Origin of the sequence: Streptomyces sp. NBC_00390 (genome assembly GCF_036057275.1) — a bacterium.
GTDB lineage: Bacteria > Actinomycetota > Actinomycetes > Streptomycetales > Streptomycetaceae > Streptomyces.
In genome coordinates this window covers 6836285-6850793 of the sequence record NZ_CP107945.1, presented here as the reverse complement: position 1 = coordinate 6850793, position 14509 = coordinate 6836285, and the positions used below count along the sequence as shown (strand labels likewise).

The window sequence follows — 14509 nt, the reverse complement described above, 5'->3', positions numbered from 1 at the left end:
AGGCTGGAGCCATGGCAGACCATGTCGATCTCGTTCTGAGGCAGTGGGGAGCACAGCGCCCCGATCTGGATGTGTCACCGATGGCGGTGATCGGCCGGCTCTCGCGGAGCTCACGGCTGATCGGCGGGGAACTGGCCCGCACGTTCGCGGCGCACGGGCTGGACGCGGCATCGTTCGACGTGCTCGCCACGCTGCGGCGCAGCGGACCCGCGCACCGGATGACACCCGCCGCGCTCACGCGGTCCGCGATGGTCACATCGGGCGCCATCACCCAGCGCCTGGACCGCCTGCAGGCCCGCGGCCTGGTGACCCGAACGCCGAGCGAGTCGGACGGCCGGGTCGTGCACGTGGCGCTCACCGACGAGGGCCTCGAGCTCATCGACCGGGCACTGCCGGACCACATCGCGACGGAGAACAGACTGCTGGCCGGGGTCAGCGGCTCCGGGCGCGCCGCACTCGCCGCGGCACTCCGCTCGCTGCTGGAGTCGCTCGGGGACACCGTTCCCCAGGAGCGGCATGGTTATGAGAATGAGTTTTGCGAAATTCCCGGGGAGGCCGTCGCGGCGGGGACGCAGCCCGTGCGCATCGAGTACGACGGTGAGCGTGGCTCGGGTGCCCGGCCCGAACTGGAGAAGGCTCTCGCGCTTCTGCGCGGGATCAGGCGGACCGCACCCGACCAGCAGGTGGTTCTCACCGTGCCGGACCTGCGGACCCTCGCGCGCGGCACCGGCGAGCTGGCCGCGATCGCCGTCCGGCTGCGTGAGTACGGTGTGCGGCTGGAGATCCAGGCCGGGCCGCTGAGCGGCGTCCATGACCCGGCCGAGCCGGGGACCACATTCTTCGCGGTGCTGGCGGCGGCCTCCCAGCTGGAGCAGGACCGGCCCGCTGATCACGAACAGGGAACAGGGCCGACGGCCGGGGCGGGCCCGGAGCCGGACAGGGACGCCATGGCGGGCCCGGAGCCGGAGCAGGCGGCCGGGACGGGTTCGGCCGCCCGCGGCGGGCGGCCGAAGGTGATCGACGACGCCATGCTCGCGCGCGCCCGCGCGCTGCGCGAACAGGGCGTGCCGGTGGCCGAGATCGCCGGACAGCTGACCATCACCACGGGCCGGAACGCGGGCCGCAGCCCCTCGGTCGCGTCGCTGTACCGGGCGCTGGCGCAGTCGGACACGCGCCCCGACCGGGCGCGGTGACCTACGGGGCCGTAGGGCCCGTGGTGCCCGGAGCGGGCCGCGTGGTCGGGCTGCTGCCTGCTGCGCTACCGCGGGCCGATGCTGCTGCCGACGCCGCCGCTCGTCGCGTCCCCGACCGGGCGGATGCTCGCGACGATCTTGTCCATCTCGTCGGGTTCCGGCGCGTCGGGCCCCGCGTCGAAGGCGAGGCGGACCATGACCAGCGCCTCCGTACCCACGGTCGAGGGGAAGACCACCGACTGGACATAGCCCCCGGGGCCCTTGCCGGTGATCACACGCCAGCGCACCAGATGACCCGCCCGCCCCGCGACCGCGATGGTGCGCTGGTCGAGCACGGTGTGGGAGGTGATGCCGCCGTGAATGCTGTTGCCGATGGCGTCCTCGCCGTACACCTCGTCGGCCGCCCGTTCGATGTCCTTCTCCGCCACCGCCTTGGCCGAGGTGCCGTCCGCCTGGGGCGCCGTCAGGGACGAGACCCGGCCATGACGGCAGAGCGGCGAGCCTCCGCCGGGACATTCGTATGTCTCGGCGGTGTGCATCGTCGTGCCCTGGTCGAGGGAGCTGTTGGACTTCTCCCAGCCGTCGGGGACGGGCATGGTGATGCCGTTGAACTGGTCGACGAGTTCGGCCGCGTCCCCGCCGTCCGAGGGGGACTCGGAGGCGCCGTCCTTGGGGTCGTCCGTCGCCGTGACGGCCGGCGTGACGGAGCCGGTCGCCTCGGGCGTGGATCCGTTGTCCTTGCCGAGGAGCACGGCACCGGCGGCGACCGCCGCCACGAGCACCACCCCCGCTGTCGCCAGCGCGAGCGTGCTGCGGTATCTGGCGCCGGTGCCCGGCGTCGTCGCAGGCCGGTGCAGGGGCACGGCCGACGCCCCGAAGCCGACGCCGTGCGGATCGCCCTGCGGCGACCCTGCCTGCGGTACCGGCCCCGGTGCCTGGGCCGCACGGGAGTGCGCGGTCCAGGCGGTCCCGTCCCACCAGCGTTCGGTGGCGGGCGTGTTCGGGTCCGGGTACCAGCCGGGAGGGGTCGTCATGCTCATCCGGCCACCCTAGGCCCTGTCCGGGCGATCTTCGAGGATCAGCCTGCGGCGTCAGATGCGGTGCATCGCAAGGCGGAGGATCGCCCTCGTACTGGACGTACTTGGGCGACTCCGACAACACAGCGAGGTGCCGTAGCTGTCGCCGCGGGCCCGACAAGATCGCCCGGACAGGGCCTAGGGGCGGCGGCCGTACGGGCTACAGCGGGGTGACGTACGCGCCCGAAATGCCACCGTCGACAAGGAAGTCCGTCGCGTTGACGAAGGACGCGTCGTCGCTGGCCAGGAAGGCCACCGCGGCCGCGATCTCCTCCGCCTGCGCGAACCGGCCGACCGGAATGTGCACCAGCCGCCGGGCGGCGCGCTCCGGGTCCTTCGCGAACAGTTCCTGGAGCAGCGGGGTGTTGACCGGCCCCGGGCACAGCGCGTTGACGCGGATGCCCTCGCGGGCGAACTGGACGCCCAGCTCACGCGACATGGCCAGCACACCGCCCTTCGAGGCCGTGTACGAGATCTGGGAGGTGGCCGCACCCATCCGCGCCACGAAGGACGCGGTGTTGATGATGGAGCCCTTGCCCTGCCGCCGCATGTAGGGGATGGCTGCCTTGCAGCACAGGTACACCGATGTCAGGTTGACCTCCTGGACGCGCCTCCAGGCATCCAGCCCGGTCTCGAGGATCGAGTCGTCGTCCGGCGGCGAGATGCCGGCGTTGTTGAAGGCGATGTCGACGGAGCCGTACGTGTCGAACGCGGTCTTGAACAGAGCCTCCACCTGCTCGGTGTCGGTGACATCGACGCGTACGAAGGTGCCCCCCACCTCGTCGGCCGCGGCCTTGCCCGCGCTCTCGTCGATGTCGCCGCAGACGACATGGGCACCCTCGGCGGCAAGGCGGCGCGCCGTGGCCAGGCCGATGCCGCTGCCGGCACCGGTGATGACGGCGGTGCGGCCCACCAGGCGGCGGCAGATGTTCTCGGTCTCTGTCATGGTGGTTCAGGCCTCCGTGCTGATGAAGACGTTCTTGGTCTCGGTGAAAGCGGTGAGGGCGTCGGGGCCCAGCTCGCGGCCGAGGCCGGAGCTCTTGTAGCCGCCGAACGGCGTCCAGTAGCGGACGCTGGAATGGGAGTTGACGGAGAGATTTCCGGCGGACACGGCCCCGGAGACGCGCAGCGCACGTCCCACGTCACGGGTCCAGATGGAGCCCGAGAGGCCGTAGTCGGTGGCGTTGGCGAGCCGGATCGCGTCGGCCTCGTCGTCGAAGGGCAGGACGGCGGCGACGGGCCCGAAGATCTCCTCGGTGGCGGCAGGACAGGCGGGGTCGACACCGGTGAGGACCGTCGGCGGGAACCAGAAGCCGGGCCCGGCGGGTGCCGAGCCGCGGATCGCCTGCGCGTCGTCGGGGACGTAGGAACGCACCTTTTCCAGCTGGGACTTGGAGATCAGCGGGCCCATCTGGGTCCGCTCGTCGGCCGGGTCGCCGACGACGACCGACTCGATCGCGGGCGCGAGGAGTTCGAGGAAGCGGTCGTGGACGGAGCGCTGGACCAGGATGCGGGTGCGGGCGCAGCAGTCCTGGCCGCTGTTGTCCAGGAAGGACATCGGGGCGGCCGCGACGGCCTTCTCCAGGTCCGCGTCGGCGAAGACGATGTTGGGGCTCTTGCCGCCGAGTTCGAGTGTCACCCGCTTCACCTGGCCGGCGCAGAGCGACATGATCTGCTTGCCGGTCCGGGTGGAGCCGGTGAACACGATCTTCGCCACGCCCGGGTGGCGCACGAGCGCGTCGCCGGCGATGTCGCCGCGCCCCGACAGCACCTGGAACAGATGCTCCGGAAGTCCTGCCTCCAGGGCGAGTTCGGCAAGGCGCAGCGCCGTGAGCGGGGTGGTCTCGGCGGGCTTGAGGATCACCGCGTTGCCGGCGGCGAGTGCCGGGGCGGTGCCCCAGGCGGCGATCGGCATGGGGAAGTTCCAGGGCGCGATCACACCGATGACGCCGAGTGGTTCGAGGATCGTGATGTCGAGGCCGCCGGGTACCGGGATCTGCCGGCCGTTCAGCCGCTCCACTCCCCCGGCGGCGTAGTCGAGCAGATCGCGGACATTGCCCGCTTCCCAGCGGGCGTTGCCGACGGTGTGGCCCGCTTCGCGGACCTCGAGCGCGGCGAGTTCACCGATGTGGCCGTCGACGACGGCGGCGAAGCGGCGCAGCACTCTGGCGCGGTCGGCGGGCGCTGCGGCGGACCAGACGCGCTGGGCCGCGGCGGCCCGGGCGACGGCGGCGTCCACGTCCGCGGGGGTGGCGCCGGGGACGGTCGCCACGACCTCCTCGGTCGCGGGGTTCAGCACATCGAGTTCGTACGGCTCTGACACGTGGTGCCTCACATGCGTTCGAAGGAGCGGCGCAGCTCCCAGTCGGTCACCGCGGCGTCGAAGGCTTCGAGCTCGACCCGCGCCATGTTGCGGTAGTGCGCGACGACTTCGTCACCGAAGGCGGCCTTGGCGAGGGCGCTGTTCTCCCAGAGCTCGGCGGCTTCGCGCAGGGTGGTGGGCACATGTTCGTAGTCGGCGGCGTAGGCGTTGCCCGGACAGGCGTCGGGCAGTTCCAGTTGCTGCTCGATGCCGTACAGGCCGGCCGCGATCAGGCCCGCCACGGCGAGATGCGGGTTGACGTCCCCGCCGGGCAGCCGGTTCTCGAAGCGCATCGAACGGCCGTGGCCCACGACGCGCAGCGCACAGGTGCGGTTGTCATGGCCCCAGGCGACGGCGGTCGGGGCGAAGGAGCCGGGCTGGAACCGCTTGTAGGAGTTGATGCCCGGGGCGTACAGCAGCGAGAAGTCGCGCAGCGCGGCCAGCTGGCCGGCGAGGAAGTGGCGCATGACGGGCGACATGCCGCCGGGTCCGTCGCCTGCCATGACGCTGCGGCCGTCGGCGTCCTGGAGGGACAGGTGGATGTGGCAGGAGTTGCCTTCGCGCTCGTTGTACTTGGCCATGAAGGTGAGCGAGACGCCCTCCTGCGCGGCGATCTCCTTGGCTCCGGTCTTGTAGACGGCGTGCTGGTCGCAGGTGACCAGCGCCTCGTCGTACTTGAAGGCGATCTCGTGCTGGCCGGGGTTGCACTCGCCCTTGGCTGATTCGACGGTCAGGCCGGCGGCGGCCATCTCGTTGCGGATACGGCGCAGCAGCGGCTCGATCCGGCCGGTGCCGAGGACCGAGTAGTCGATGTTGTACTGGTTGGCCGGGGTGAGTCCTCGGTAGTTGCGGTCCCAGGCCTGCTCGTAGGTGTCCTTGAAGACGATGAACTCGAGTTCCGTGCCGACGTGTGCCGTGTAGCCGTGCTCGGCGAGACGCTCCAGCTGGCGGCGCAGGATCTGGCGGGGCGCGGCGACGACGGGCGAGCCGTCGTTCCAGGCGAGGTCGGCGATGAGCAGTGCGGTGCCCTCGTGCCAGGGCACGCGGCGCAGCGTGGTGAGATCGGGATGCATGGCGAAGTCGCCGTAACCGCGCTCCCAGGACGACATTTCGTAGCCGTCGACCGTGTTCATCTCGGTGTCGACGGCCAGGAGATAGTTGCAGCCTTCGGTGCCGTGTTCCAGCACCTCGTCGAGGAAGAAGGGTGCGGCGAACCGCTTGCCCTGGAGCCGCCCTTGCATATCGGGGAAGGCCAGGACAACTGTGTCGATCTCGTCGTTCGCGACGAGGGCGCGCAGTTCCTCGACGGCGAGCGGGGGTTTGCGGTCTGCCACAGGGTTACGCCTCCTTGGATCAGCCGGGAGTCATAAGGTATTGCTGAAGACCATTGCTTGGGAAGGGGAAACGGCGAGGTGGCGAAGACAAGTGGGGCGACGGGCGGGCCGACCGACCGGCTCACCCCTGTACTGCGGCCCGTCCGCGCGGGCAACGGCTTCGAAGAGGCGCTGGAACAGATCCTCCAGTTGCTGCGCCTCGGCCTGGTCCCCGCCGGCGGGCGGCTGCCGGCGGAGCGCGAGCTCGCCGAGCGCATGGGGATCAGCAGGGTCACCCTGCGCGAGGTGCTGAAGGTTCTCACCGACCAGGGCCTGGTGGAGAGCAGGCGCGGCCGTTACGGCGGCACGTTCGTGCTGCACCGGCCGGACAGCCACGGCGAGGACGAGCTGCGGCGGCGGGTGGCGGGCGTGGACGTCGAGGACACCCTGCGCTTCCGCGAGGTGCTGGAGGTCGGGGCGGCCGGGCTGTGCGCGGCGCACGGACTGGGGGACCAGGACGCACAGCGTCTGCGTACAGCGCTCACCTCGACGCACGACGCGCCGCTCGCGGACTACCGCAGGCAGGACACACTGCTGCATCTGACCCTGGCCGAGCTCTCCGGGTCGCCGTCGCTGACGGCGCAGTACGCCGCGGTGCGGGCGACGCTGAACGATCTGCTGGACTGCATCCCGCTGCTCGTACGGAACCTGGAGCACTCGCAGCATCAGCACGCGGCGCTGGTGGAGGCGGTGCTGGACGGCGACCCGGACGGGGCGCGCGAGGTGATGCGCGAGCACTGCGAGGGCACGGCGGCGCTGCTGCGCGGTTTTCTGGCCTGAGCGCGGCGGCCGGCCGCGCGGGGCGCGACGCCCGCGCCGAGCCCGCCGTCGGCCGATCCGTAACCTCGCATTTACGCACGGGGCTTGCGCAGTCGGCTTGGCTGCCGCAATGGTGTCCGCACAAACCTTTGACCTCTGCCAGGAGCGACCCATGGCTGAAGGCACCACTTCGCGCACCCCGACCCCCGCACCCCCCACGGACAAGATCGTGGGGGACGCCTATCTGAATCGGCGCACGCTGCGCAGGGGCAGCGCCGGCTGGCTCCTGCTGACCGGGCTCGGCGTTGCCTATGTCGTCTCCGGCGACTTCTCGGGCTGGAACATCGGTCTGTCCAAGGGCGGATTCGGCGGCCTCGCCATCGCCACCGTGCTGATGGGCGGCATGTACGCCTGTCTGGTCTTCGCGCTCGCCGAGCTGTCGGCGATCCTGCCGACGGCCGGCGGCGGCTACGGCTTCGCCCGGCGCGCTCTCGGCACCTGGGGCGGGTTCCTGACCGGCACCGCGATCCTGATCGAGTACATCCTCGCGCCCGCCGCCATCTCGATCTTCATCGGCGACTACGTCGAATCGCTCAAGCTTTTCGGCCTCGAATCGAGCTGGCCGGTCTATCTCGCCTGCTTCGTCGTCTTCATAGCCATCCATCTGTGGGGCGTCGGCGAGGCGCTGCGCTTCAGCCTGGTGGTGACGGCGATCGCGGTGGCGGCGCTGCTGATCTTCGCGGTGGGCGCGTTCACCGACTTCCAGGCGGACAGCCTCGACGACATCCCGGTCGACAAGGACGCGTTCGGCGCGAACTCCTGGCTGCCGTTCGGCCTGCTCGGCATCTGGGCCGCGTTCCCCTTCGGCATGTGGTTCTTCCTCGGTGTGGAAGGCGTGCCTCTCGCCGCCGAAGAGGCGAAGGACCCGGTCCGCTCGATGCCGCGCGCGCTCGCTCTGTCGATGGGCATCCTGGTGCTGCTGGCCGTGATCACCTTCTTCGCGTCGACCGGCGCACGGGGCTCCGCGGCCATCCAGGATGCCGGAAACCCGCTGGTCGTGGCGTTGCAGGGAGACGGCGACCCGACGCCGCTGAGCCGCTTCGTCAACTACGCGGGCCTCGCCGGCCTGGTCGCCTCCTTCTTCTCCCTGATCTACGCCGGGTCCCGTCAGCTGTTCGCCCTGTCCAGAGCCGGCTATCTGCCGCGCTTCCTGTCGCTGACCAGCCGCCGCAAGTCGCCCTATCTCGGGCTCCTGATCCCGGGTGCGATCGGCTTCGCACTGGCGGCCGGCACGGGGAGCGGGCTGCGGATGCTGAACATCGCGGTGTTCGGCGCGACCATCAGCTACGCCCTGATGGCGCTGTCGCACATCGTGCTGCGCCGTCGCGAGCCCGACCTGCCCCGCCCCTACCGGACCCCGGGCGGCATCGTCACCTCGTCCGTCGCCTTCGTCCTGGCACTGTCCGCGCTGGTCGCGACGTTCCTGGTGGACAAGGACGCCGCGTTCATGGCCCTGGGCGTCTACGCCGTCGCCCTCGCCTACTTCGCGATCTACAGTCGGCATCATCTGGTGGCACGCGCGCCGGAGGAGGAGTTCGCGGCGCTCGCGGCCGCCGAGGCCGAGCTCGAACGAGACTGACCGGATCGATCAGGAACGGAGTCACCGTGTCCGTGCCGCTCATCGGCATCAGCACCTATCTGGAGTCCTCGGCCCGATGGGGCGTGTGGGACCTGCCCGCCGCGCTGCTGCCCGCCGGGTATCCGCACCTGGTCCGGGCGGCGGGCGGCCTGGCCGCGATGATCCCGCCGGACGACCCGGCGCGCGCCGATGCGGTGGTGGCGCGGCTCGACGCCCTGGTCATCGCCGGCGGACCGGACGTGGAGCCCGCACGGTACGGCGCGGAGCGCGAGCCCCGCACCGGACCGGCGGCCCAGGAACGGGACGCCTGGGAACTCGCCCTGATCCGGGCCGCCTTGGCGTCCGGCACCCCGCTGCTGGGCATCTGCCGCGGGATGCAGCTGCTGAACGTCGCCCTGGGCGGCACGCTGGTCCAGCACATGGAAGGGCACAGGGAATCGTTGGGTGTGTTCGGGGAGCACACGGTGAAACCTGTGCCGGGCACGCTGTACGGGCGGATCGCGCCGGAGGAGACGCCGGTCCCGACGTACCACCACCAGTCGGTGGACCGTCTCGGCACGGGTCTCGTGCCGAGCGCCCACGCGGCGGACGGCACGGTCGAGGCCGTGGAACTCCCGGGCGGCGCGTGGGTGTTGGGCGTGCAGTGGCACCCGGAGATGGGCGAGGACGTCCGGGTGATGGCATCCCTGGTGGCGGCGGCGACCGGCTAGGCCCAATACCGGTGATTTAGTCACCGGTATTGCGGCTAGGCCCTGTGGCGGGGGGCGCCGGCCCCCGCCCGGCCTCCCCCTGCGTGCCCGGGGGTACGTCCCACGGCCGCCCGGCCGTAGGGGGAGGGCCGGGTGCGGAAAAGGCCGCGCAACGGCCCCCACCCGTAAGCGCCCGGCACCCGGCCCTCACCCCGACGACGACCCCCGCGTCAGCCCCAGCAGATCCCGCGCGGGCCCGGTCGGCCGGTGCGACTGGGGCCAGACGGCCCGCAGATCACGCTCCAGCCGCACCCCCTCCACCGGAATGCGGGTCAGTCGTCGCGACGCCAGCTCCTCGGTGACCGCCAGTTCGCTCAGCACCGCCGGCCCCGCCCCGCTCACCGCCGCCGCCTTCACCGCCGTGGTGGAGGCGAGCTCCAGCAGCGGTTCCGCCAGTCCGCCGTAGGAGGACAGGGCCGAGTCGAGCACCTGACGGGTGCCGGAGCCCCGTTCACGCAGTACGAGCGGCACGGCCGCCAGCTCCGCGGGCGTCAGCGGGGCACGCCGCCGCCGCGCCCAGGCGTGTCCCGGCGCCGCGACCACCAGCAGCCGGTCGTGTCCGACGACCGTGCCGTCCAGGCCGTCGGGTACGGACAGTCCCTCGACGAAGCCCAGGTCCGCCTCGCCGTCGAGCAGCTGCTGGGCCACCGTCGCCGAGTTGCCGGCCAGCAGCGAGACCGCGGTGCCGGGCCGCTGAGCCCTCAGGGCGATCAGCCAGCCGGGCAGCAGATACTCGGCGATCGTCATGCTCGCGGCCACCCGCAGCCGGGAGTCGCGCCGCCCTCGCAGCGCCTGCGCCCCGGCGTCGAAGGCCTCCGCGGCCTCCACGATCCGCCGTGCCCAGTCGGTGACGAGGGCCCCCGCGTCGGTGAGCCGGGAGCCACGCGGCGAGCGGTCGACGAGCGCCACGCCCAGCTGGCGTTCCATCGAGCGGATCCGGCTGCTGGCGGCGGGCTGGGTGATGCCGACCTCGCGCGCCGCACGCCCCAGGCTGCCGTGCCGGGCGACGGCGAGGAGCAGCTCCAGCGCGCCCAGGTCGGGCACCCGGTGGGTGAGCGGCACACGTTCCTCATCACTCATAAAACCAGCTTATGGGTGCATAGGGAGAAGGTTCCTGGTGGGGCCACTCTGCTCTGGCCACAGTGTGCCCATGGTCACCGTCGCCCCACCCCGCGCCGAGCTTCGCGCGCCCGCTCGCACCCCAGACGCCGTCGCGCTGCGGCCCTTGAGGTATCTCGGCCCGAACTGGTACGCGACGGTGATGGGCACCGCGATCGTGGCGAGCGCCGGCGCCGCCGTGCCGCTGGACTTCCCCGGCTTCGCGGCCGCCCGGACCGGGGTGTGGGCACTGTCCGCGGTGCTGCTGTCCGCGGTGCTCACGGCCCGTACAGCGCACTGGATCCTCCATCGTGACCAGGCCCGCGCCCATCTGCTCGATCCGGCGGTCGCGCCGTTCTACGGCTGTCTGTCCATGGCGCTGCTCGCCGTCGGCATCAGCACCCTCACCGTCGGCCGCGGCGCGCTCGGCGAGCAGGTGGCACTACCGGCTGCCGTGGTGCTGTTCGTGGCGGGCACCGTCATCGCTCTGGTGGCCGCCGTGGGCGTGCCCTGTCTGATGATGGTGCGCCACCAGGTGAGCCCCGGCAGCGCCTCGCCCGTGTGGCTGCTGCCGGTGGTCGCGCCGATGGTCTCCGCGGCCTTCGGGCCGCTGCTGATCCCGTTCCTGCCGACGACAGGCCAGTGGCGCGAGACGCTGCTGCTGGCGAGCTACGCGCTGTTCGGCATCAGTCTGCTGGCCACACTGCTGATCCTGCCGGTGGTCTTCGCCCGGCTCGTGCACCACGGCCCGCTGCCGCTCGCGCTGAGCCCCTCGCTCTTCCTCGTTCTCGGACCGCTCGGCCAGTCGACCACCGCCGTGAACAAGCTCGCAGATGTCGCACCGGTAGCGATCGAGGCGCCGTACGCGTCCGCGTTCTCCGCGTTCGCCGTCGTGTACGGCGTGCCCGTGATGGGTTTCGCGCTGCTGTGGCTGGCGCTGGCCGGCGCGATGGTGCTGCGGTCGGCCCGCCTCGGGATGCGTTTCACGATGACCTGGTGGGCCTTCACCTTCCCGGTCGGCACCTGCGTGACGGGCGCTGCCACCCTTGCGCGCCACACGGGTCTGGCCGTCTACGAGTGGCTCTCCCTCGCCCTGTACGCGTTCCTGGTGACGGCCTGGGCGGTGGCCGGAAGCCTCACCCTGCGGGGCCTGCTGCGCGGAGAGCTGCTCGCAGCACCTCTACAGAAGTAACTTCGATCTGACCCTCTGCGCTTCGTTCAGTCCGGCCGACGTACAGCCGACGACACCTGCTTTGTAAGCCTGGCACGCATCGCAGACGCGTCCTCGCTGGTCACCCGCCATCCGAGGGCATTGAGCTTCCCCACACACGTCTGCACCGTCACGCGCACCGATTGACCGTGGCTGACCGCTCGATCTGGCACGAATCTGGCACGACCACCCCTCCGTGTGGCACGTCTGTGGCACGGACAGACCTCTCAAGCCAATTCCCCACTCGATCAAACGTGCGACCACTCCGGAAGTTCTAGCGTTTTCTTGACACTGCCCGAAAGGCAGGAATTGCCCGGCGTGCGAGCCGAGAGCGGGGGACATTCGCCTACGGCCATGGGGCTGCGTTATGCCCGGCCCTGCGCCAATTTGGGGCCCGCTCGTAGGTCGGGTTCTGCCTCCAAACCCCTCGTAGGAGTCCGGCACCCACCTCCGTGCGCGCGATCGTTGGCGGGGTCAATTGCTGCCTACGCTGATCTGGCCGTCTCCGGATGGTCGAAATCGTCCGCCATAGCCCTGGAGCACCGATGTCCGCGCCCCTTCCCACGAGTACGAGCCGAATGCGCGCGTGGATGCTGGAGGGCCTGTCCGACATGGCCAGGCACCAGAAGGGAGCACGTGCTGAGGCGCCGGCGGCTCACAAGGGGCAGCGCTGGTGGCGGGTCATGTGCCTGACCGGTGTCGACTACTTCTCCACCCTTGGCTACCAGCCCGGCATTGCCGCGCTCGCCGCGGGGCTGCTGTCACCGGTGGCGACCATCGTGCTGGTCATCGTCACTCTCGCCGGAGCGCTGCCCGTCTACCGGCGCGTGGCCGAGGAGAGCCCGCACGGTCAGGGCTCGATCGCCATGCTGGAGCGACTGCTGTCGTTCTGGAAGGGCAAGCTGTTCGTCCTGACCCTGCTCGGCTTCGCCGCCACCGACTTCCTGATCACCATCACCCTGTCGGCGGCGGACTCCTCCATTCACCTGGTGGAGAACCCGCACGTGCCCCATTGGCTGCATGGCCAGCAGATGATCGTCACTCTGCTGCTGATCGCTCTGCTCGGGGCGGTCTTCCTCAAGGGCTTCCTGGAGGCCATCGGCGTCGCCGTTGCCCTGGTCGGCGCCTACTTGGCCCTGAACGTGGTCATCGTCGTCACCGGACTGTGGCACCTCGCCACCGAGGCGCACGTCGTCACCGACTGGTCCACCGCCCTGACCACCCAGCACGGAAACGTCTTGGCCATGGTCGGTGTGGCCCTGCTCGTCTTCCCCAAGCTGGCGCTCGGCCTGTCCGGCTTCGAGACCGGCGTCGCGGTCATGCCCCACGTCGAGGGCGTCCCCGGCGACACCGAGGAGAAGCCCACCGGACGCATCCGCGGCACAAAGAAGCTGCTCACCACCGCCGCGGTCATCATGAGCGTGTTCCTGATCACCACCAGCTTCATCACCACTCTGCTCATCCCGGCCAAGGAGTTCGAGCCTGGCGGTGAGGCCAACGGACGAGCGCTCGCCTACCTCGCACACGAGTACCTCGGAAGCGCCTTCGGCACCGTCTACGACGTCTCCACCATCGCCATCCTCTGGTTCGCCGGCGCCTCCGCCATGGCCGGACTGCTCAACCTGATGCCCCAATACCTGCCCCGCTACGGCATGGCCCCGCACTGGGCCCGCGCCGTGCGACCCATGGTGATCGTCTTCACCCTCGTGGCCTTCCTCGTCACCTGGATCTTCAACGCCGATGTCGACGCCCAGGGCGGCGCCTACGCCACCGGCGTGCTCGTACTGATCTGCTCCGCAGCGATCGCCGTGACCATCGCCGCCCACCGTGCCGGACAACGGAGCTGGACGATCGCCTTCGCCGTCATCTCGGCGGTCTTCCTCTACACCACCGTCCTCAACGTCATCGAGCGCCCCGACGGCGTGAAGATCGGCGCCTGCTTCATCGCAGGCATCATCATCCTGTCCCTGGCCTCCCGCCTCGCCCGCGCCTTCGAGCTGCGCGTCACCGGCGTGACGCTGGACGACATGGCCGAGCGCTTCATCCGCGACATCTCCCATCGCACGATCCGCTTCATCGCCAACGAGCCCGACCAGCGCGACGTCGCCGAGTACCGCGAAAAGATCCACCAGATCCGGGCCGACAACGACGTGCCGACAGGGGACGACTTCATCTTTGTCGAGGTCACCGTCGGCGACCCCTCGGAGTTCGAGGCCGGCCTGAACGTACGCGGCGAGGTGATGCACGACCGCTACCGTGTCCTGACCCTGGAAAGCTCCTCCATCCCCAACGCCCTGGCCGCCTTCCTCCTGCACGTACGTGACGCCACCGGCCAGCGCCCGCACATGTACTTCGAATGGTCCGAGGGCAGCCCCTTCGCCAACTTCCTCCGCTTCTTCCTCTTCGGCCAGGGCGAGGTCGCTCCCGTCACCCGCGAGGTCCTGCGTGAGGCCGAACCCAACCGCGAGAACCGACCCCGCATCCACGTCGGCTGAACCACGGCCATGGGCGCCAGCGGCAGGCGCAGTCTCGAGGGCCGAGGCAAGTCCCCGGCCCGCCTGACCTTTCGTCCCGAAGCACCATGGCCGGGCGCCCGACCTTGGGCCGCCGTGCCTTTCAATGCTGCGATAGTCCGTCGGTGTGCGCGGGTGTCCGCTGTTGTGCGTCGGCGTTGTCACGCAGTTAGACACTCACCCTGACCCTCGATGTGAACTATCGGCGGGGCGGTCGCTGAGGTCTGCTGGGCTGGCTTCCCGGCTTCTCAGGTGTGTTGAAGGTCAGCCGCAGTCGGCGTGTTGCTGTACTCCACTGCTGTACAGCACGATCTGACCGCTCGATCTGGCACACAGCCCTTCGTCACCCCGAGGCGATCAGCTGTGGTGACGACAGTCGCAATCCGACGTGGAGAAACACGCACTGGTGAGGGCCCGGCACTCTTGGCTGTCGGGACTTCGCCTCAGCCGTCCACGTCCGCGCAGATCGCCCGTACGAAATGGTCGGACGCGAACGATTCCGTCGGAGATTGGTTTTGGACCTGCGCGAACCATTGG

Annotated in this window: 11 protein-coding genes; 6 read left to right on the top strand and 5 right to left on the bottom strand. The window is 70.5% G+C overall.

What is annotated here, in order from left to right; genetic code table 11:
• The first annotated feature begins 11 nt into the window (after positions 1-11).
• Positions 12-1193: a MarR family transcriptional regulator gene (locus tag OHS70_RS30340; RefSeq protein WP_328402607.1), complete on the top strand. Its 1182-nt coding sequence runs from the start codon at positions 12-14 to the stop codon at positions 1191-1193.
• A gap of 65 nt (positions 1194-1258) precedes the next feature.
• On the opposite strand, the gene OHS70_RS30335 is transcribed toward OHS70_RS30340, so the two are convergent.
• From OHS70_RS30335 to OHS70_RS30320, 4 genes are all read right to left on the bottom strand, one after another.
• Positions 1259-2233, bottom strand: a complete 975-nt coding sequence (locus tag OHS70_RS30335) for a DUF2510 domain-containing protein (protein WP_328402605.1) — start codon at positions 2231-2233, stop codon at positions 1259-1261.
• 196 nt (positions 2234-2429) lie between these two features.
• Complete coding sequence (locus OHS70_RS30330) at positions 2430-3215, bottom strand: 3-oxoacyl-ACP reductase (RefSeq protein ID WP_328402603.1); 786 nt, start codon at positions 3213-3215, stop codon at positions 2430-2432.
• 6 nt (positions 3216-3221) lie between these two features.
• On the bottom strand, positions 3222-4592 hold the full coding sequence (locus tag OHS70_RS30325) for an aldehyde dehydrogenase family protein (RefSeq protein WP_328402601.1): 1371 nt from the start codon (positions 4590-4592) through the stop codon (positions 3222-3224).
• 8 nt (positions 4593-4600) lie between these two features.
• Complete coding sequence (locus OHS70_RS30320) at positions 4601-5965, bottom strand: glutamine synthetase family protein (RefSeq protein WP_328402599.1); 1365 nt, start codon at positions 5963-5965, stop codon at positions 4601-4603.
• 78 nt (positions 5966-6043) lie between these two features.
• On the opposite strand from OHS70_RS30320, the gene OHS70_RS30315 reads away from it, so the two are divergent.
• From OHS70_RS30315 to OHS70_RS30305, 3 genes are all read left to right on the top strand, one after another.
• The gene (locus OHS70_RS30315) at positions 6044-6784 is read left to right on the top strand and encodes a FadR/GntR family transcriptional regulator (RefSeq protein WP_328402597.1); all 741 of its coding nucleotides are present in this window, start codon (positions 6044-6046) and stop codon (positions 6782-6784) included.
• Positions 6785-6935: 151 nt separating this feature from the next.
• Complete coding sequence (gene eat / locus OHS70_RS30310; RefSeq protein ID WP_328402595.1) at positions 6936-8402, top strand: ethanolamine permease; 1467 nt, start codon at positions 6936-6938, stop codon at positions 8400-8402.
• Positions 8403-8428: 26 nt separating this feature from the next.
• Positions 8429-9112: a gamma-glutamyl-gamma-aminobutyrate hydrolase family protein gene (locus tag OHS70_RS30305; RefSeq protein ID WP_328402594.1), complete on the top strand. Its 684-nt coding sequence runs from the start codon at positions 8429-8431 to the stop codon at positions 9110-9112.
• Between the two features lie 186 nt (positions 9113-9298).
• Here the strand turns inward: OHS70_RS30305 and OHS70_RS30300 are convergent, their stop codons facing one another.
• Positions 9299-10231: a LysR family transcriptional regulator gene (locus tag OHS70_RS30300; RefSeq protein ID WP_328402592.1), complete on the bottom strand. Its 933-nt coding sequence runs from the start codon at positions 10229-10231 to the stop codon at positions 9299-9301.
• Positions 10232-10301: 70 nt separating this feature from the next.
• Between OHS70_RS30300 and OHS70_RS30295 the strand changes: the two genes are divergently transcribed.
• Together OHS70_RS30295 and OHS70_RS30290 are read left to right on the top strand one after the other, a co-directional pair.
• On the top strand, positions 10302-11441 hold the full coding sequence (locus OHS70_RS30295) for a TDT family transporter (RefSeq protein ID WP_328402590.1): 1140 nt from the start codon (positions 10302-10304) through the stop codon (positions 11439-11441).
• 563 nt (positions 11442-12004) lie between these two features.
• Positions 12005-13954, top strand: coding sequence for an amino acid transporter (locus OHS70_RS30290; RefSeq protein WP_328402588.1), 1950 nt, complete (start codon positions 12005-12007; stop codon positions 13952-13954).
• The last annotated feature ends 555 nt before the right edge of the window (positions 13955-14509 follow it).

Coding starts and splice junctions, on each gene's coding strand:
- OHS70_RS30300 (WP_328402592.1), bottom strand. CDS start 10,231: ATGAGTGATGAGGAACGTGTGCCGCTCACCCACCGGGTGCCCGACCTG.
- eat (WP_328402595.1), top strand. CDS start 6,936: ATGGCTGAAGGCACCACTTCGCGCACCCCGACCCCCGCACCCCCCACG.
- OHS70_RS30290 (WP_328402588.1), top strand. CDS start 12,005: ATGTCCGCGCCCCTTCCCACGAGTACGAGCCGAATGCGCGCGTGGATG.
- OHS70_RS30335 (WP_328402605.1), bottom strand. CDS start 2,233: ATGAGCATGACGACCCCTCCCGGCTGGTACCCGGACCCGAACACGCCC.
- OHS70_RS30340 (WP_328402607.1), top strand. CDS start 12: ATGGCAGACCATGTCGATCTCGTTCTGAGGCAGTGGGGAGCACAGCGC.
- OHS70_RS30295 (WP_328402590.1), top strand. CDS start 10,302: ATGGTCACCGTCGCCCCACCCCGCGCCGAGCTTCGCGCGCCCGCTCGC.
- OHS70_RS30330 (WP_328402603.1), bottom strand. CDS start 3,215: ATGACAGAGACCGAGAACATCTGCCGCCGCCTGGTGGGCCGCACCGCC.